This is a genomic window from Parviterribacter kavangonensis (genome assembly GCF_056863335.1).
Window position 1 is genome coordinate 545207 of sequence record NZ_JBXPJA010000002.1, and the last position, 16688, is coordinate 561894.

19 protein-coding genes are annotated in these 16688 nt (G+C 72.2%); 9 read left to right on the forward strand and 10 right to left on the reverse strand.

Translation table 11 applies throughout. The annotated features are described in order from the left end of the window. Positions 1–2: 2 nt before the first annotated feature. Both arfB and AC1UE4_RS18435 read right to left on the reverse strand, forming a co-directional pair. Complete coding sequence (gene arfB, locus AC1UE4_RS18430) at positions 3–485, reverse strand: alternative ribosome rescue aminoacyl-tRNA hydrolase ArfB (protein WP_482919052.1); 483 nt, start codon at positions 483–485, stop codon at positions 3–5. Continuing rightward, a complete protein-coding gene (locus tag AC1UE4_RS18435) occupies positions 392–685 on the reverse strand; it encodes a hypothetical protein (protein WP_482918765.1) in 294 nt (97 codons plus the stop codon). The genes arfB and AC1UE4_RS18435 overlap by 94 nt, the downstream gene beginning before the upstream one ends. 128 nt (positions 686–813) lie before the next feature. Between AC1UE4_RS18435 and AC1UE4_RS18440 the strand changes: the two genes are divergently transcribed. Further along, entirely contained in the window at positions 814–1017 is a 204-nt protein-coding gene (locus AC1UE4_RS18440) for a cold-shock protein (protein ID WP_482918766.1), read from the forward strand. 9 nt (positions 1018–1026) lie between these two features. Here AC1UE4_RS18440 and AC1UE4_RS18445 read toward each other — a convergent pair whose 3' ends face one another. Next, positions 1027–1380, reverse strand: coding sequence for a rhodanese-like domain-containing protein (locus AC1UE4_RS18445; RefSeq protein WP_482918767.1), 354 nt, complete (start codon positions 1378–1380; stop codon positions 1027–1029). Between the two features lie 68 nt (positions 1381–1448). Between AC1UE4_RS18445 and AC1UE4_RS18450 the strand changes: the two genes are divergently transcribed. Next, on the forward strand, positions 1449–2066 hold the full coding sequence (locus AC1UE4_RS18450) for a TetR/AcrR family transcriptional regulator (protein ID WP_482918768.1): 618 nt from the start codon (positions 1449–1451) through the stop codon (positions 2064–2066). Positions 2067–2084: 18 nt separating this feature from the next. On the opposite strand, the gene AC1UE4_RS18455 is transcribed toward AC1UE4_RS18450, so the two are convergent. Continuing rightward, on the reverse strand, positions 2085–2498 hold the full coding sequence (locus AC1UE4_RS18455; protein ID WP_482918769.1) for a cupin domain-containing protein: 414 nt from the start codon (positions 2496–2498) through the stop codon (positions 2085–2087). A 22-nt stretch (positions 2499–2520) separates the two neighbouring features. Between AC1UE4_RS18455 and AC1UE4_RS18460 the strand changes: the two genes are divergently transcribed. Beyond that, entirely contained in the window at positions 2521–3792 is a 1272-nt protein-coding gene (locus tag AC1UE4_RS18460; RefSeq protein WP_482918770.1) for a D-arabinono-1,4-lactone oxidase, read from the forward strand. On the opposite strand, the gene AC1UE4_RS18465 is transcribed toward AC1UE4_RS18460, so the two are convergent. The 3 genes from AC1UE4_RS18465 to AC1UE4_RS18475 are packed head-to-tail and all read right to left on the reverse strand — an operon-like array spanning position 3758 to position 6256. Further along, positions 3758–4051 carry a hypothetical protein gene (locus AC1UE4_RS18465; RefSeq protein ID WP_482918771.1) on the reverse strand — a complete coding sequence of 98 codons (294 nt, stop codon included), beginning with the start codon at positions 4049–4051 and terminating at the stop codon, positions 3758–3760. The two genes, AC1UE4_RS18460 and AC1UE4_RS18465, sit on opposite strands and share 35 nt — an antisense overlap. Next, positions 4048–5037 carry an SPFH domain-containing protein gene (locus tag AC1UE4_RS18470; RefSeq protein ID WP_482918772.1) on the reverse strand — a complete coding sequence of 330 codons (990 nt, stop codon included), beginning with the start codon at positions 5035–5037 and terminating at the stop codon, positions 4048–4050. Before AC1UE4_RS18470 ends, AC1UE4_RS18465 begins: the two co-directional genes overlap by 4 nt. A 19-nt stretch (positions 5038–5056) precedes the next feature. Beyond that, a complete protein-coding gene (locus tag AC1UE4_RS18475; protein ID WP_482918773.1) occupies positions 5057–6256 on the reverse strand; it encodes an amino acid deaminase/aldolase in 1200 nt (399 codons plus the stop codon). Between the two features lie 120 nt (positions 6257–6376). Here AC1UE4_RS18475 and AC1UE4_RS18480 point away from each other — a divergent pair, with 120 nt between their 5' ends. Next, positions 6377–7864: a calcium-binding protein gene (locus AC1UE4_RS18480; RefSeq protein WP_482918774.1), complete on the forward strand. Its 1488-nt coding sequence runs from the start codon at positions 6377–6379 to the stop codon at positions 7862–7864. Here the strand turns inward: AC1UE4_RS18480 and AC1UE4_RS18485 are convergent. Genes AC1UE4_RS18485 through AC1UE4_RS18495 form a run of 3 tightly spaced genes read right to left on the reverse strand, consistent with a single transcriptional unit; the run spans position 7861 to position 10320 of the window. Further along, positions 7861–9231, reverse strand: coding sequence for a flavin monoamine oxidase family protein (locus AC1UE4_RS18485; protein WP_482918775.1), 1371 nt, complete (start codon positions 9229–9231; stop codon positions 7861–7863). The two genes, AC1UE4_RS18480 and AC1UE4_RS18485, sit on opposite strands and share 4 nt — an antisense overlap. Further along, entirely contained in the window at positions 9228–10088 is an 861-nt protein-coding gene (locus AC1UE4_RS18490; protein ID WP_482918776.1) for a GNAT family N-acetyltransferase, read from the reverse strand. Before AC1UE4_RS18490 ends, AC1UE4_RS18485 begins: the two co-directional genes overlap by 4 nt. 16 nt (positions 10089–10104) lie before the next feature. Then, the gene (locus tag AC1UE4_RS18495) at positions 10105–10320 is read right to left on the reverse strand and encodes a DUF6458 family protein (RefSeq protein ID WP_482918777.1); all 216 of its coding nucleotides are present in this window, start codon (positions 10318–10320) and stop codon (positions 10105–10107) included. 32 nt (positions 10321–10352) lie between these two features. Here AC1UE4_RS18495 and AC1UE4_RS18500 point away from each other — a divergent pair, with 32 nt between their 5' ends. From AC1UE4_RS18500 to AC1UE4_RS18520, 5 genes are all read left to right on the forward strand, one after another. Then, positions 10353–11504: an acyl-CoA dehydrogenase family protein gene (locus tag AC1UE4_RS18500; RefSeq protein WP_482918778.1), complete on the forward strand. Its 1152-nt coding sequence runs from the start codon at positions 10353–10355 to the stop codon at positions 11502–11504. Further along, positions 11505–12131, forward strand: coding sequence for a metallopeptidase family protein (locus tag AC1UE4_RS18505; RefSeq protein WP_482918779.1), 627 nt, complete (start codon positions 11505–11507; stop codon positions 12129–12131). A 72-nt stretch (positions 12132–12203) separates the two neighbouring features. Then, positions 12204–13868: a PKD domain-containing protein gene (locus tag AC1UE4_RS18510; RefSeq protein ID WP_482918780.1), complete on the forward strand. Its 1665-nt coding sequence runs from the start codon at positions 12204–12206 to the stop codon at positions 13866–13868. Positions 13869–13940: 72 nt separating this feature from the next. Then, positions 13941–15425 (forward strand): flavin monoamine oxidase family protein, encoded by a 1485-nt coding sequence (locus AC1UE4_RS18515; RefSeq protein ID WP_482918781.1) that lies wholly within the window; start codon positions 13941–13943, stop codon positions 15423–15425. Between the two features lie 104 nt (positions 15426–15529). Next, entirely contained in the window at positions 15530–16678 is a 1149-nt protein-coding gene (locus tag AC1UE4_RS18520; RefSeq protein ID WP_482918782.1) for an acetyl-CoA C-acyltransferase, read from the forward strand. The last annotated feature ends 10 nt before the right edge of the window (positions 16679–16688 follow it).

Below are 16688 nucleotides of genomic sequence, written 5' to 3' on the forward strand. Positions count from 1 at the left end.
GGTCAGTCTCCCGCATCGGGGCGGCGGCGATCGCGCTTGCGCTCGCCCTGGCGGCGCTTGGCGTCCAGGCGCTTGACGCGCGACGCCTTGGTGGGCTTGGTGGGGCGCCGCGACTTCGGGACGTGCAGCGCGCGCTCGATGCGGTCGCGCAGCCGCTGCAGCGCGAGCTCGCGGTTGCGCGTCTGCGAGCGCGCGTCCTGCGCGACCGCGGTCACGCGCGCGCCGTGGCGCGCGCGGACGCGCTGCTTCTGGTGGTCGGTCAGGACCGCGGACGCGTCCACGTCGAAGACCGCCTCCACGCGGGAGGCGGTGACGTTGGCGTGCTGGCCGCCCGGGCCGGAGGACCGGCTCGTGCGGACCTCCGCCTCTGCGATCAGCGCGGTCCAGTCGATCAGGTGTCGGCGGGGTGGTCGGAGTTCCCCCGGATGGATTCCATCTTGTAGTCGTCCGGGTTGTCCACCTTCTCCCCGTCGATCTCGACCGATCCGTCCTCGTGGCGCCGCACGCTCGACGGGCCGAGGTTCTTCTCGGGGCCCTCGTCGTAGCCGTGGTCGCCCTCGCCGCCGCCGAACGTGACGTACTTGGCCTCGTCGTCCGGCCACTCCTCGAGGTCCTTCGGCGGGTCGTCCTCGAGCTCGGCGACCTTCTCGTGCGCCTTCTCCCACTGCTCCTTGGCGTCGCCCATCGTTCCTCCCCTTCGTCGCTCCGGAAGTTGGTACCCGCCCGCGCCCGCGCTTGCACGGCGAAGCGACTGCCGCTCAGGTACGTTGCCGCCGACAGCAACCCCCGCAGCACACGGAGGACCGACCTTCCATGGCCACAGGGACCGTCAAGTGGTTCAGCGACGACAAGGGCTTCGGGTTCATCACGCCCGATGAGGGGAGCCGCGACCTGTTCGTGCACTTCTCCGGCATCGCCGAGGACGGCTACCGCTCGCTCCCCGAGGGCGCGCGCGTGTCCTACGAGGAGGAACCGGGCGACAAGGGACCGAAGGCCGTCAACGTCCGGAAGATCTAGCGCCGGGCGTCAGTGGTCGGCGACCTCGCCGCCGCCGGCGACGGGGAGCCCCTCGTCGTGCCAGCGCTGCAGGCCGCCGGCCATCGACCACGCGTCGTAGCCCGACGCCCGGAACGCCTGCGCCGCCATCGCGCTGCGTGAGCCGAGGCGGCACTGGAAGACGATCTGCTGATCGCGCGGGAGCGTCTCGGCCTGCGAGGCGAGCCGCTCGAGCTCGATGTGGCGCGAGCCCTCGATGTGGCCCGCGTCGCGCTCGTACGGCTCGCGCACGTCGATCACGACGGCCTCGCCGCTGTCGAGCAGCTCCTTGGTCTGCTGCGGAGTGACTTCGATCTCGGTGTTCACGAGGGGGTTCTTCGCCATGTCGCATCGGATGATGCCGACGTCCGCCCTCACGATACGACGACGCGTCCATATCCTCGGTGCGAGAGATGCGGCTTCGCGCGTACACCCGGCTGCAGGTCGACGAGCGGCGCCGGCAGCTGCTCGACCGTGCGACCGAGCTGTTCGCCACCCACGGCTACGACGAGCTGTCGATGGCGAAGATCGCGCGCGAGGCGGGCGTCTCGAAGCCGCTGCTGTACCACTACTTCCCGAACAAGCGGAAGCTGTTCGAGGCGGTGCTCGCGGCCGGGACGGAGGAGGCGCTCGCGCGGATCGCGACCGATCCGAGCCGGCCGGGGCACGAGCAGCTGCAGGAGGCGCTCGACTCCTACCTCGAATGGATCGCCGGGAACCCGGGCGCGTACGAGAAGCTCATGCGCAGCGCCGGGATCCCCGAGGTCCGCGAGGTCATCGACGGCGTCCGCGAGTCGACCGCGCAGCGGATCCTCGAGGGCCTCGTCCCCGGCGGCGCCCCGCCGGCCGTCCGCGCCGCCGTCCGCGGGTGGCTCTGGTACATGGACGGCGTCTGCCTGGACTGGGTGCGCGAGAAGGACCTCGAGCGCGACCGGGTGAGAGGCCTCCTCCTCGGGACGCTGCTCGGCGCCCTCACCGCGGCGGGGTTCGACCCGGCGCCGCTGTTCGCGGCGGCGGAGACCCCGGAGTAGGGGCGGCGCGGAGACGCGTCAGCCGACGGGGAGGTCTTCGGGGAGCGGGACCTCTTGCGGCGGCCGGCCGGTCTGCTCGTCCCACGACTCGAACGCCTCGCCGTCGCGGCCGACGTGCTCGCCGTGGCCGCCGAGCGCGAGCATCACGAGCTTCTCGCGGCCCCGGTTGACGAGCTGGCGGCGCGTCTGCGCGGGGACGTGGACGAGGACGTCGGGGCCGAAGACGTGCTCCTCGCCCTCGACGAGCAGCGTCAGCGTCCCCTCGAGCACGAGGTAGACCTCCTCCTGCTGCCCGTGCCGGTGGATCCGGCCGCGCTGGCCGGGGAGCAGGACCATCTGGTTGATCCCGAAGGACGTCACGCCGAGGTCGGAGCGCAGGCGGACGAAGCGCTCGTCGGCCGTGCGGTCGAGCCGTGCGGTGGAGATGCTCATCGCGACCGGGATACTGGCACGCGTGTGGAGCAACTGGTCCGGCGAGCAGACGTGCGCGCCGCGGGCGATCGAGCGGCCGGGGACGACCGCGGAGGTGGCCGCGGCGGTCGAGCGGGCCGCCGAGCGCGGCGAGGTCGTCCGCGTCGCCGGTGCCGGGCACTCGTTCACCGACGCGGTGCTCACCGAGGGGACGCTGCTGCGGCTCGACGCGATGGACGCGATCGTCGACGCCGATCCCGGCAGCCGCCGCGTCCGCGTGCAAGCCGGCATCAGCCTGCGCAAGCTCAGCGACGGCCTCGCCCGGTACGGCCTCGCGCTCGAGAACATGGGGGACGTCGACCCGCAGTCGATCGCCGGCGCGACGGCGACCGGCACGCACGGCACGGGGGCGACGCTGCGGAACCTGTCGGCGGCGGTCGAGGCGGTGCAGCTCGTCGACGGCCGCGGCCGCGTGCGCGAGCTCGAGGGCGGCGACGCGCTGCGGGCCGCGCGCGTCTCCGTCGGGGCGCTCGGCGTCGTGACGGAGATGACGCTGCGCTGCCTGCCGTCGTACACGCTGCACGGCGTCGACGAGCCGCAGCCGCTGGAGGAGACGCTCGCGTCGCTGCACGAGCGCGCCGCCGCGCACCGGCACTTCGAGCTCTACGTCTTCCCACACACGCGGACGGCGCTCACGCGCACGAACGACGTCGTCGCGTACCCGCCGCGCCCGGAGCCGGTGCGCAAGCGGCTGCTCGAGGACGAGCTGCTCACCAACGGCGGCCTGCGCCTGGCCTGCGAGGTGGCGAGGCGCCGGCCGGAGCTCGTCCCGCGCATCACGAACGCGATGGTCGCGCAGGTCGGCCGGCGCGTCCGCCACGACCGCTCCGACCGCATCTTCACGAGCCCCCGCCGCGTCCGGTTCACCGAGATGGAGCAGGCGTTCCCGCGCAACGCGGTCCCGGAGGTCATCCCGGAGATCCTCGAGACGCTCGAGCGCCACCCGGTCGTGTTCCCGATCGAGATCCGCTTCGTCGCCGCCGACGACGCGCTGCTGAGCCCGGCGGCGAACCGCGACACCGCGTACGTCGCCGTCCACAACTTCGTCGGCATGCCGTGGGAGCAGCCGTTCCGCGAGGTCCAGGCGATCGGCGACCGGTACGCCGCGCGCCCGCACTGGGGCAAGCGCCACTTCCACGACGCCGCGTCGCTCGCGCCGCGCTACCCGGAGTGGGACGCGTTCCAGTCGGTCCGCGGGGAGCTCGACCCCGACGGCCGCTTCACGAACGGGTACGTCCGCCGGGTCCTCGGTTGAGCTCGTCGGCCTGCAGCTGAGCGTCCTCGCGCGCGAGGCGCAGCTCGCTCGTCAGGTCGGCGCCGCTCAGCGCGGGCGGCAGCTCCTTGATGACCCGCTCGCCGCCGTCGGGACCGCGCAGCGCGACGATCAGCGTGCCGTCCTGCTCGGACCGCGTGATGACGTTCCACTGCGGCGCCGGCGCGGACCGCCGGCCGAGCAGCACGTAGATCGCCGCGGCCAGCAGCGCGAAGACGACGATGATCTCGAGCGCGATCATCCCGTCGCGCCCTGCGCCCCGACGATCGTGCTGACGTTGCCGCCGAGCGCCTGCAGGCCCTCGGGCAGGGACTTGATCGCGTCGATCCGCGCCTGGGCCGGGTTGCCCGCGTACGCGTTGCGGGTGGCGCGGATCGCGCGCGCCTTCTGCTCCGCCACCCGGCGGTCGCCGATCGCGGTCTCGACGCGCTGCTGGGCGTCGAGCCGCTTCTGGGCGACCTGGGCGCGCGCGGCGGTCGCCGCCGTGACCGCCTCCTGGACCTCGGGGTCGAAGCGGATCTGCACGAGGCGGAACTGGACGCCGTCGAAGAAGTGGCCGCCGAGCGTCTCGTCGAGGTCCTGCTGCAGCGTCTGGGCGATCTTCGTCTGCACGGCGCTGAGGTTCTGCGTCGTGTCGCGCGCGTCGACGCGGCCGGTGATCGCCGCGTTCGTGTCCTGCACGTAGGCGCACGTGTTGTTGAGCTGCACGCAGCGGTACTGGCCGATCGCCTCGCGCAGCGCGTTGTCGAGCACCGGGCGGAACTGGACCGACAGGAACTCCGCCCACCCGGTCTCGCCGTCGTAGGGATGCTTGCCGTTGAACGTGCGCACGCCGAAGCGCTGGTAGAACTGCTTGACCGTGGCCGCGTCGGTGCTGAGCCGGAAGAGCGCCTGGCCCTCGATGCGGACCTGGACGGCGTCCTGCGTGGGCGTCTCGAAGAAGTCGACCGTGCGCCGGTCGCTGTTGGCCGGGTCGGCGCTGATCACGTAGTTGCGCTCGGTCACCGGGAAGCAGCGCTGCGTGTTGAACGCGCCGATGAACTTCACGCCGCTCGACGGCTGGCGCACCTCCTTGACCCCGCGTCCGTCGAACGGGCCGCCCTCCTGGACGACGCAGATCTGGCTGGGCGGGACGGACTTCAGGCCGCTGATCCCGACGACGACGATCATCAGCGCGGCGAACGCGAGCACGCCGGCGATGCCGAGGCGGCGGACTGAGCTCTGCATGGCGCACCATTCGCCGGTGCTAGAGGAACGCCTGCCCCTCGCCGCGGTAGGTCGGCACGACGTCCACCACTTCGGCACCGCGCACCAAGTGCAGCGCGTCGAAGCGCTCGCACAGCTCGCCCGCCTTCGCGTGGCGGAAGAAGACGACGTCGCCGACGCGGAGGGCATCGGCGGCGGGGCCGAGCAGCGGCGTCTGCACCTCGCCCGCGCCCTCGAGCTTGTCGAGCTTCAGCCCGGACGGCAGGTGGGGCGAGGGGAGGCGGTCGGCGCCGGCCGCGCCCGACGCGTGGTACCCGCCGCCGAGGACCGTCGCCACGCCGGGGCCGGGCCGGCGGACGACCGGCAGCGCGAAGAGCGCGGCCGGCCGCGGCGCGAACGCGCGGTATGCGTCGAAGAGGGTCGGCGCGTAGAGGCCCGACCCTGCCGCCACCTCGGTCACCGCCGCCTCGCGGGCGGTGCGCTCCAGCGACCCGGTGCCGCCGCCGTTGACGAGCTCGATCTCCGGCGCGGCCGCGCGCACCGCGGCGACGACCTCGGCGCGGCGCCCGGCCAGCTCGCGCCCCGACGCGGCCTGCATCACGCGGATCGCCACGCCGCGCGCCTTCGCGGTCGGCGGCGCGTCGCCGACCCCCGCGATCTGCGCCTCGTAGGCCATCAGGCCGGTGAGCGCGAACCCGTCGCGCCCCGCGATCGCGCGGGCCAGCGCCGCCGCCTGCTCGGGGGTGCGCAGCGGCGAGCGGCGCGCGCCGATCGTCACGCGGCCGCCGAGCGCCCGCCACGACGCGTCGAGGTCGAGGCAGACGCGAACCCGCGCGCGCGAGGGGTCGCCGGGCCCCACCACGGCGTCGACGAGGTCCAGCTGCGCGACGTCGTCGACCATGATCGTGACGGCAGCCGCCGCGTCCGCGCCGGTCGCGAGCGCGCGCAGCGCGGCCCGGTCGGCGGTCGGGTAGGCGACGAGCAGGTCGTCGAACCCGTGCCCGTGCAGCCAGAGCGCCTCGGGCAGCGTGAACGCCAGCACGCCCCGGTACCCCGGCCGCCCGAGCACGTCGCGCAGCAGGTGCCGGCAGCGAACCGACTTGCTCGCGACGCGGATCGGCTTCGGCGCCGCGCGGCGCGCCATGTCGGCCGCGTTCGCGTCGAAGGCGTCCAGGTCGACGAGCGCGAACGGCGCGTCGAGGTGCGCGGTGGCGGAACGCAGGCGGGCGAGGTCGTCCATCCCCGGCGGATGCTGCCAGACGCCGGGGTGGCGTCGGGGTGCCCGCCGGGGTCGGCGGCCGCGGGATGTTCCGGTGATCCCCCGATGTGCCGGACGCCGCGGGACGCGAAGGTCCCGGCCATGCGATCGAGAACCCTGCTCATCGGTGCGCTCACCGGCGCGCTGCTGGTCGTCCCCGGCGCCGCTCACGCCTCCACGCTCACCTCCGACGGCGGCACGCTGCTCTTCAAGGCCGCCTCCGGCGAGGAGAACCACGTGATGCTCCAGGCCGCCTACGACGGCTCCGCGACCGTGCGCGTCACGACCAGCGGTCCCTCCGGAGCGATGACGGCGATCCCCGCCGAGTGCGAGGACCACCGCGACTGGGGCTACGTCGAGTGCCCGACGCCGCAGGCCGTGAAGTACGAGCTGCTCGACGGCGACGACAGCTACGGCACGACGTCGGACTCGAACCTGCCGAAGGACATCAAGATCACCGTCGAAGGCGACGAGGGCAAGGACGACCTCAGCGGCTGGGTGCAGCAGGAGACGTTCATCGGCGGCCCCGGCAACGACGAGCTCAGCGGCTGGCTCGGCGACGACACGCTCGACGGCGGCGACGGCGAGGACACGCTCGAGGGCAAGGGCGGCAACGACCACCTGCTCGGCGGCGCCGGCAACGACATGCTGATGCCCGACGGCTACGAGGAGGCGGCGAAGGACGTCGTCGACGGCGGTGACGGCATCGACTCGATCGAGAGCGACTACAGCTCGCGCTTCACCGACCTCGACCCGCCGGTCGCCATCACGTTCGGCGGCGGCGCCGACGACGGCCGGCCGGGCGAGGGCGACGACCTGCGCAACGTCGAGCGGCTGACGCTGTCGGTCGGCGGCCGCGTGGTCGGCAGCGACGCGGGCGAGTACGTGAAGCTCCACCAGGTCGGCGACAACGGCGAGCTGATCGGCAACGGCGGCGACGACGAGCTGCGCGGCGGAGACGGCGAGGACAAGATCGACGGCGGCGCCGGGAACGACAAGATCGACGGCGGCTACGGCGACGACACCATCGTCGGCGGCCCCGGCCGCGACGTCATCTCCGCCGACCTGCAGACCGGCGACTGCGGCCCGCTGTGGTGCAAGTACCCCTACGGCAACGACACGGTCGACGTGCGCGACGGCGAGGCCGACTCGGTCAGCTGCGGCGCCGGCACGGACAAGGTGACCGCCGACGCCGCCGACACCGTCGCGCCGGACTGCGAGACGGTCGAGCGCAGCGGCGGCGGCTCCGGGCCCACGGGGCCGACCGGGCCCACCGGCCCGATCACGCCGGGCCAGCCGACGACGTCGACGGCCAAGATCAAGCTCGCGGGCGCGACGAAGCTGCGCACGGCGCTGAGGCGCGGCCTGACCCTGAAGCTCACGGGCGTCCCCGCCGGCCTGGTCGCGGTGAAGGCGCTGAGCGGCAAGAAGACCGTCGCCAAGGGCATGGGCACCGCCAAGGCCAACGGCACCGCGAAGGTCACGGTGCGTTTCACGAAGGCGGCGAAGAAGGCGCTCGCCCGCAAGCGCAGCGTGAAGCTCACGATCGTCGCCGGCAGCGCCCGGGCCGCGGTGACGCTGAAGCGCTAGACGGCCTGCGCGACGCGGTCGCCGAGGCTGCGCAGGGCCTCGGCGGCCGCCCGCTCGCCCGAGCGGATGGCGCCGTCCATGTACCCGTTCCAGATCGTCGCCGTCTCGGCGCCGGCCCAGTGGAGCGGCCCGATCGGCTTGCGCAATGCCGGGCCGTACGCGGTCCACGCGCCGGTCGTCATCGAGCAGCCGTAGCAGCCGCGGGTCCACTCCTCCTCGGCCCAGCTGCGCTCGATGTAGCGCTCGGGCGAGCGGGCGCGCTCGCCGAACAGCCGCGCGAAGACGTCGAGCACCTGCGCGCGCCGCTCGCCGGCGGACAGCAGGCCGGCGTTGCGCGCGTGCTGCGCCTCGAGGAACCCGAGCAGCACGCCGGGCGAGCCGTCGGGCGGCGAGTTGTCGTACGTCAGCCGCACCGGGCCGATGTCGCTCGTCCCGAAGCCGTTGAGGCCATCGCGGCGCCAGAACGGCTCGTCGTAGACGGCCATGCACTTCCACACCGTGCCCTGCGGCATCCGCTGCGTCAGCTGGTCGCGGTAGCCGGGCAGCGCGGGGGCGTAGGCGATGCGGCTGGTCAGCACCGGTGGCATCGCGAGGATCGCGCGCCGCGCGCGGACGTCGCCGACCGTCACCCCGTCGTCGTCCCATGCGATCTCGCGCACCGGTGTGGAGAGCCGGATGCGGTCGGCGCCGAGCTCCTCGGCCATGCGCAGCGAGACGCGCTGCGAGCCGCCGGCGAAGCGCCGCTCCTGCGCGCCGCCCTCGGTGCCGGTGAGGTCGTCCAGACCGCCGGCGGAGCGGATGTAGAAGAGCACGTGCAGCAGCGAGACGTCCGCGGGCTCGACCGCCCAGACCGCCTGGCAGATCAGCTCGTAGAACAGCCGGCCGCCCTTGGTGCGGCACCCCGGGCCGTGCAGCCACGAGTGGAACGTCATCGCGTCCCACTGCGCCGCGCGCGGCGCGGTCCACGGCGCCTCGGCGGGGATCGTGCGCGCCATGCGGTCCAGCCGGCGGCGCGCCTGCTCGTAGTCGAGGAGGATCGCCGGGCTGATGCGCGGGATGAGCCCCTTGTAGCGCTTGAGCGCCCCACGCCACTCGATGACGCTCTCGCCCTCGCTGAACGTCGGGAACGTCTCGACGCCGAGCTCCTCGGCGACCTCGAGCAGCCGGTGCTGCGTCGGGCCGACCCACTGGCCGCCGACCTCGACGACCTTCTCGTCGCCGATGTCCTCGTTGAGCGTGCGGCCGCCGACGCGGTCGCGCGCCTCGAGCACGACGACGGAGCGCCCGGCCTTCACCGCCGCGCGCGCGGCCGACAGGCCCGCGAGCCCGGCTCCGACGACGACGAGGTCGACGTCGGCGGAGCTCATCCCCAGAAGAGGTTGTAGAGGCCGAACATCCGTGACGGATCATGCCCGACCGCGGGGCCGTAGCGCATGCGCAACGCCGTGTTGACCGGATGGAAGCCCCAGCGCGACAGCAGCGCCGCGCCCTGCGGGTTGTCGTCGGGGACGGTGATCGTGAGCGGCTGCGGCTCGAGCACGAGGCCACGCAGCACCGCCTCGCCCGCCTCCGGGTCCTCGGCGACGACGGCCGGGCCGGCGCCCCACGGCGTCTGCAGCGCGTAGCCGGCGAGGCGCCCCTCGCGCTCGAAGCCCAGGCCGAGCAGCGCCGGCAGTTCCTGCAGCACCGCGTTGCGGTCCTCGCCCGTCGCGCGGCGGTCGAGGTCGGCGATCGCCTCGCGGTCGGCCGGCCGCAGGCGGCGCACGCCGCGCGGCGGCGGCCCGGGCGGCGTCCCGCGCCATGCCCGTGCGGGGGCCTCCGCAACGAAGCCGACGCGCTCGTACACCGGGCGGCCCATCTCGGTGGCGTACAGCAGGGACGTGCGCGCGCCGCGCTCCTCCAGCCACTCGATCGCCGCGCGCGTGAGCTGCTCGCCCAGGCCGCGCCGGCGGGCGCGGGGCAGCACGCCGAGGGCGCCGATCCAGCCCGTCTCGCCGAAGCTCGCGCAGCAGGCGCCGCCCGCGAGGCGGCCGCGTCCCGCGGCGGCGACGAGGATCTCGCCGCTGTCGGCGTCGCGGGGGTACGTCAGCAGGCGCGCGACGTGCGGGCCGAAGCCCGCCTCGTCAAGCGTCCGCGCGACCGGTTCGTCCGGTCGCGCGGGGCGGATCTCGTAGCGCGGCTCGCGGCGCCTGGAGAACGGCAGGACGGAGGTGCCGGAAGCCACCCCGCCGATGGTACGGCTACAGCGGCTCGCGGTAGCGCTCGCGCACGACGGTGCCGTTCGCACGGTCGCGCCAGGCGAGGCTGTACAGCAGCGAGATGAGCAGGCCGACGATGCCGACCACCATCAAGATCACGCCGACCGTCGAGAGGTCGACTCCGGAGATGGCATCCGTGACCGCGAACTTCAGGATCGCGCCGATGGCGATCAGGAAGAGGCTCGTTCCGATTCCCATGGGGCCCCAGTACCCGGAATACCATCGGCTTCATGCAGACGACCTCCGACCTGTACGCGATCCCGCAGGAGCACCTGGACTTCCGGGACACGATCCGGCAGATCGCGCAGGAGCGGATCGCGCCGCGTGCGGCCGAGATCGACGAGACGGGCGAGTACCCGTGGGACGTCCGCAAGCTGCTCGGCGAGAACGACGTGCTCGCGCTGCCGTTCGACGAGGAGCACGGGGGCACCGGCACCGGCACGCTGATGCTGCAGATGGCCGTCGAGGAGATCGCGAAGGTCTGCGCGTCGTCGGCGCTCATCCTCATGGTCCAGGAGCTCGGGACGCTGCCGATCCAGCTGTTCGGCTCCGACGAGCTCAAGCAGCGCTTCCTCCCGAAGTGCGCGACCGGCGAGTGGTCGCCCGCGTTCGCGCTGTCCGAGCCCGAGGCCGGCTCGGATCCCGCCGCGATGCGCACGAGCGCCAAGCTCGACGAGGGCACCGGCGAGTGGGTCATCAACGGCTCGAAGAACTGGATCACGAACGCCGGGGTCGCCGACTTCTACGTCGTCTTCGCGAAGACCGATCGCGAGAACAACCGGATCACCGCCTTCGTCGTCGAGAAGGACCGGCCCGGCCTCTCGATCGGCAAGCTCGAGCACAAGCTCGGCATCAAGGGGTCGCCCACCGGCTCCCCGGTGTTCGACGACGTGCGGGTGCCGCCGGAGAACGTCATCGGCGAGGTCGGCCGCGGCCTCTCGGTCGCGCTCGGCGTGCTGCAGCGCACGCGCCTCGGCGCGGCGGCGCAGGCGGTCGGGATCGCGCAGGGCGCCACGGACTACGCGTCCGCGTACGCGCGTGAGCGCATCACGTTCGGCCGCCCGATCAACGAGCACCAGGCGATCGCGTTCAAGCTCGCCGACATGGAGGCCGGCACCGCTGCCGCCCGCGAGCTGCTCTACAAGGCCTGCGCGCTCGCCGACCGCGACGCACCCGAGCTCGCGAAGTACAGCTCGATGGCCAAGCTCATCGCCTCCGACAACGCGATGAAGGTCACCGTCGAGGCCATCCAGGTCCTCGGCGGCTACGGCTACGTCAAGGAGTACCCCGTCGAGCGCTACCTGCGCGACGCGAAGATCACCCAGATCTACGAGGGCACGAACGAGGTCCAGCGCCTTGTCATCGCCCGTACCATGCGATAGATGCCCAACCTGCGACGCATCGCCTTCGCCGCGGTCGTCGCGTTCTGCGTCGGGCTGGCCGCCGTCGGGGTCCTGAGCGGGTTCGAGGGCTCGGCGCCGCTGCGGCTGCTGGAGGGCGTCGCGCTCGTCGTGACGCTGTTCGCCGTCATCGGCGGCCTGATGATGGCCTTCGGGCTGCGCCTCGCGAACTGGAGCGAGCCGGAGTCCGAGGCGGAGTTCGAGCGGATCGTGCAGCGGTCCGAGCGGCTGGCGCGCGACGGCCTCGCCGCCGAGCCGGACGAAATGGAGTTCCTCGAGCTCGACCCGTTCCGCGACGAGGACTTCGAGGAGCTCGTGCGCGAGGCGCTCGACGAACTGCCCGACCTGTTGCAGGAGGCGCTGCGGCGCAACGTCGGGGTCGTCATCTCCGACGACGGGCGCCGCCACCGCGCCTACGGCCTGTACCGCGGCGACACCATCGCGCGCGACAACTACCCCGACCAGATCATCATCTTCCGCGACACCCTGCGGCGCGACTTCGGGCACGACCCGGAGCTCCTGCGCGAGCAGGTCACCCGCACCGTGCGCCACGAGCTGGCCCACCACCTGGGGGCCGACGAGCTCGGGGTCAGGGATCTGGGGCTTTAAGGGTCCACATAGGGGTCGAGTCCCGGGGGGTCCCCCGATGTGGCGCCGGCCGTCCGGCCGCAGGATGGCGTCATGTTCTCGGAGACCAAGCGCGTCGCGGCAGGGATCGTCGCGGCGCTGACGCTCACCCTGGCCTTCGCCGGCACCGCCGGCGCGACGCTCCAGCCCGCCGGCGCCGGCGAGCCGCCGACCACCAAGTCGACCACGAACACCTGGTGGTTCTCGTACGCGCCGGTGAACACCGGCTACGTCATGTGCTTCTCGCTCTACAAGGACGGCGGGCAGACGCCCATCAAGACGTGGCCGAACTACCCGGCCGGCGGGCACCCGAGCTCGAGCAACGGGCAGTGCACCGGCGAGTACTACACGAGCCAGTCCGGCACGATCCCCTACACGGAGACGGGGCTCGAGGCGGGCCACACCTACACCGTCTGCGGCACCTCCTTCGAGAACTACGGCGACGGCACGTGGTTCCCGCGCACGGTCACGCTCGGCTCATGCGCGACGACGACGATCGACTTCGGCAAGCCGTCGCTGACCACGTGGGTCGGCGGCGAGGCGCAGTACACGAAGAACCCGATCATCCCCGTGCACATGGCCTACAGCGACGCGCTGAGCCATCCCTGGTCGCAGAACCGCGCGCAGTCCACCGCGAAGGCCGCGACCGTCGGCTGCCTCACCCGCGAGGCGTCGTGCACGCCGAACGCGTACGCCGACGGCTGCTCGACCCCGAACGTCGGCCGCCTCACGGCGTCGGCCGGCTACAAGCAGAACTCGTTCGACTGCGCGTACGACTTCACGCAGTACGAGGACGGCCGCGTGACGTTCTGCGCGACGCAGTCCGACTGGGCGCTGGCCGACAAGCCGAACTCGGTCGACCAGTTCTCGAACCAGACATCGTCGTCGGCGAACACGTCCGACGTCGCGTGCGGGAACGTCATCCTCGACCGCGGCGCGCCCGCGGTGGACGCCGGCGCCGACCGCACCGTGAAGGCCGGCGACCTGGTCAGCTTCTCGGCCACCGCGACCGACGCGCTGTCGGGCGTCGGCGCGATCGCCTGGACCTTCGGCGACAACACGCAGGGGTCGAACGGCGCGGCCGCGACGCACACGTACACGCAGCCGGGCACGTACGTCGCGAAGGCGGCGACGACCGACGGCGCCGGCAACGCGGGCGAGGACACCGTGACCATCACCGTCCAGCCGGCGGGCACGACGACCGGCGGGACCACCACGGGCGGCACGACGACCGGCGGCACCACCACCGGTGGCACCACGACGAAGACGGTCACCTCCACCGGCGGCACGACGACGCAGACGGTGACGCCGACCGAGGCGCGCACGGTGCTCGTCAAGGAGGCCGGCGTCTCGGGCGGCACCGCCTCGGTCGCGCTGCCCGGCCTGGACGTCGAGGCTCCGAAGGCGCTGAAGATCAAGAAGGCGGGACAGAAGCTCCCGGTGCTGCTCGACGCCGAGGGCGCGGGCACGGTGGCGCTGGCGCTCGCCAAGGGGACGAAGGTCGTCTCCCGCGGCGGCACGAAGCTCGCGGCGGCCGGGACGTTCGTCAGCCGCCTCAAGCTGCCCGCGAAGCTGAAGGCGGGCACCTACACGCTGCGCGTCTCGTTCACCCCGAAGGGGCAGGCGAAGGCGACCACCAAGAAGCTCACCGTGAAGATCACGGTGGTCAAGAAGAAGGCCCGCGCCGCATCGGTTCCGCGCGTCGGGCGGCGCGTCTGAGCGTCAATCAACCCTGATGATCAGCTTTGGCGCACGTTGCATTGGCCTGCATAAGGCATGTAGCGTGCGCCAATGGCTCGTACGTTCCTCGCGCAGCGCCTGCAGGACATCACGCGGCGCGACTTCCTGAAGGTCGCCGGGGCAGCGACTGCGGCGGCCGCCTTCCCCGCGGCCACGGCGCGTGCCGCCGGCCCGAAGATCGCCGTCGTCGGCGGCGGCCTCGCGGGGCTGTCGGCGGCGTACCGGCTCAAGCAGGCCGGGTACTCGCCGTGCGTCTACGAGGCGCACCCGAGCCGTCCCGGCGGGCGCTGCTGGACCGGCCGCGGCGCGTTCGCCGACGGGCAGATCTACGAGCACGGCGGCGAGCTCATCGACCAGGGGCACACGGCGATCCGCCAGCTCGCGCAGGAGCTCGGGCTCAAGCTCGACAACCTCCTCAAGGCGGAGGTGAACGGCACGGAGCCGGGCGCGTACTTCGACGGCGGCGCCTACTCGTGGACCGAGGCGACGAACGACCTCAAGGCGATCTGGCAGCAGGTCCACTCCGACGTCAGCGCGGCCTCGTACCCGACGCTCTACAACCTGTCGACGGAGCGCGGGCAGTACCTCGACAGCATCTCGATCGCCAAGTGGATCGACGACTACGTGCCCGGTGGGCACTCGTCGAAGCTCGGCCAGCTGCTCGACGTCGCCTACAACATCGAGTACGGCGCCGAGTGCACCGAGCAGAGCTCGCTGAACATGCTCTACCTGCTCGGCTACAGCGGCCAGGGCAACCTGCGGATCTTCGGCCCGTCGAACGAGAAGTACCACGTGGTCGGCGGCAACGACCAGATCCCGAAGAAGCTCGCGTCGCAGCTGACGGTCAAGTACGGCAAGGAGCTCGTCGCGGTTCGCGAGAACACGTCGGGGACGTACACGCTGTCCTTCCGCGACGGCTCGAGCGTCACCGCCGACAAGGTCGTCATGGCGATCCCGTTCTCGATGCTGCGCTACTCGGTCGACCTGACCGGGGCCAACTTCTCCGGTCTCAAGATGACCGCGATCGAGCAGATGGGGATGGGGACGAACTCCAAGCTCCACGCCCAGTTCACCGACCGCCACTGGAACGGGCTGGGGTCGAACGGCGAGACGTTCTCCGACCGGGGCTACCAGAACACGTGGGAGGTCTCGCGCGCGCAGCCCGGCAAGTCGGGCCTGCTCGTCGACTACACCGGCGGCAACATCGGCGCGGCGCTCACCGGCGACCCCGTGGCGCTCGCGAAGACGTTCGTCAAGCAGCTCGACCCGGTGCTGCCGGGCATCGCGAAGAAGTTCAACGGCAAGGCGACGCTCGACTACTGGCCCGGCTACAAGTGGACCCGCGGCTCGTACTCCTACTGGAAGGTCGGCCAGTACACGGCCTTCGCGGGCGTGGAGCGCGAGGTCGAGGGCAAGTACGGCAAGAACTGCCACTTCGCCGGCGAGCACACCTCCGTCGACTTCCAGGGGTACCTCAACGGCGCGGTCGAGACGGGCGAGCGCGCCGCCGCGGAGATCCTCGCCGACTTCAAGTAGGAGCGCCTACACTTCTCCTATCGGCCCCCGCGAGTGCGACGCCGGGGGGATAAACCGCTCCGCGAGTGCGACGCCGGAGTCCTGATCAGGAGGCAGTTCCTTCCATGCCCGAGGCAGTCATCGTCGACGCCGTGCGCACGCCGATCGGTCGTGCGGTCAAGGGGTCGCTCAAGGACATGCGTGCCGACGACCTGGCCGCAGTGCCGCTCAAGGCGCTGCAGGAGCGCAACCCGGACGTCAACTTCGGTGAGACCGTGGACGTCATGTGGGGCGCCGCGGCCCAGGAGGGCGAGCAGGGGTACAACCTCGGCCGCAACGCCGCGCTCATCGCCGGGATCGACCATCACGTCCCCGGCGTGACGCTCAACCGCTTCTGCTCGTCGTCGCTGCAGACGATCCGCATGGCGTACCACGCGATCAAGTCGGGCGAGGGCGATCAGTACATCGCCGGCGGCTCGGAGGCGGTCTCGCGCGCGCAGGGCGCGAACGTGCCGTTCCACCCGATGCTCGACGGCTCGCCCGAGTCGAAGTACAACGTCTACATCCCGATGGGCCTCACGGCCGAGAACGTCGCGGAGCGCTGCAACGTCTCGCGTGAGGCGCAGGACGAGTGGGCGGTCGTGTCGCAGAACCGCGCGGTCGACGCGCAGGAGAGCGGGCACTTCGACAAGGAGATCGTCCCGGTCACGCTGCCCGACGGCACCGTCGTGACGAAGGACGACGGCCCGCGGCCCGGCACCACGATGGAGAAGCTCGCGTCGCTCAAGCCGGTCTTCAAGGAGGACGGCACGGTGACGGCGGGCAACGCGTGCCCGCTGAACGACGGCGCGGCCGCGACGCTCGTGATGAGCGAGGAGAAGGCGCAGGCGCTCGGCCTCAAGCCGAAGGCCCGCATCATCGCCTCCTCGGTGTCGGCGATCCGCCCGGAGATCATGGGCCTCGGCCCGATCCCGGCGATCCAGGCCGTCCTGAAGCAGGCCGGCATGACGATGGACGACATCGACGTCGTCGAGATCAACGAGGCGTTCGCGGCGCAGATCGTGCCGTGCAAGGACGAGCTCGGGATCGATGACGAGAAGCTCAACCCGTTCGGCGGCGCGATCGCCCTCGGCCACCCGTTCGGGATGACCGGCGCGCGCATCATGACCACGCTGCTCAACGACCTGGAGACGCTCGACAAGACCTACGGAATCGAGTCGATGTGCGTCGCCGGTGGCATGGGCATGGCGATGATCGTGGAGCGGCTGAACTAGCTGCGGCTTC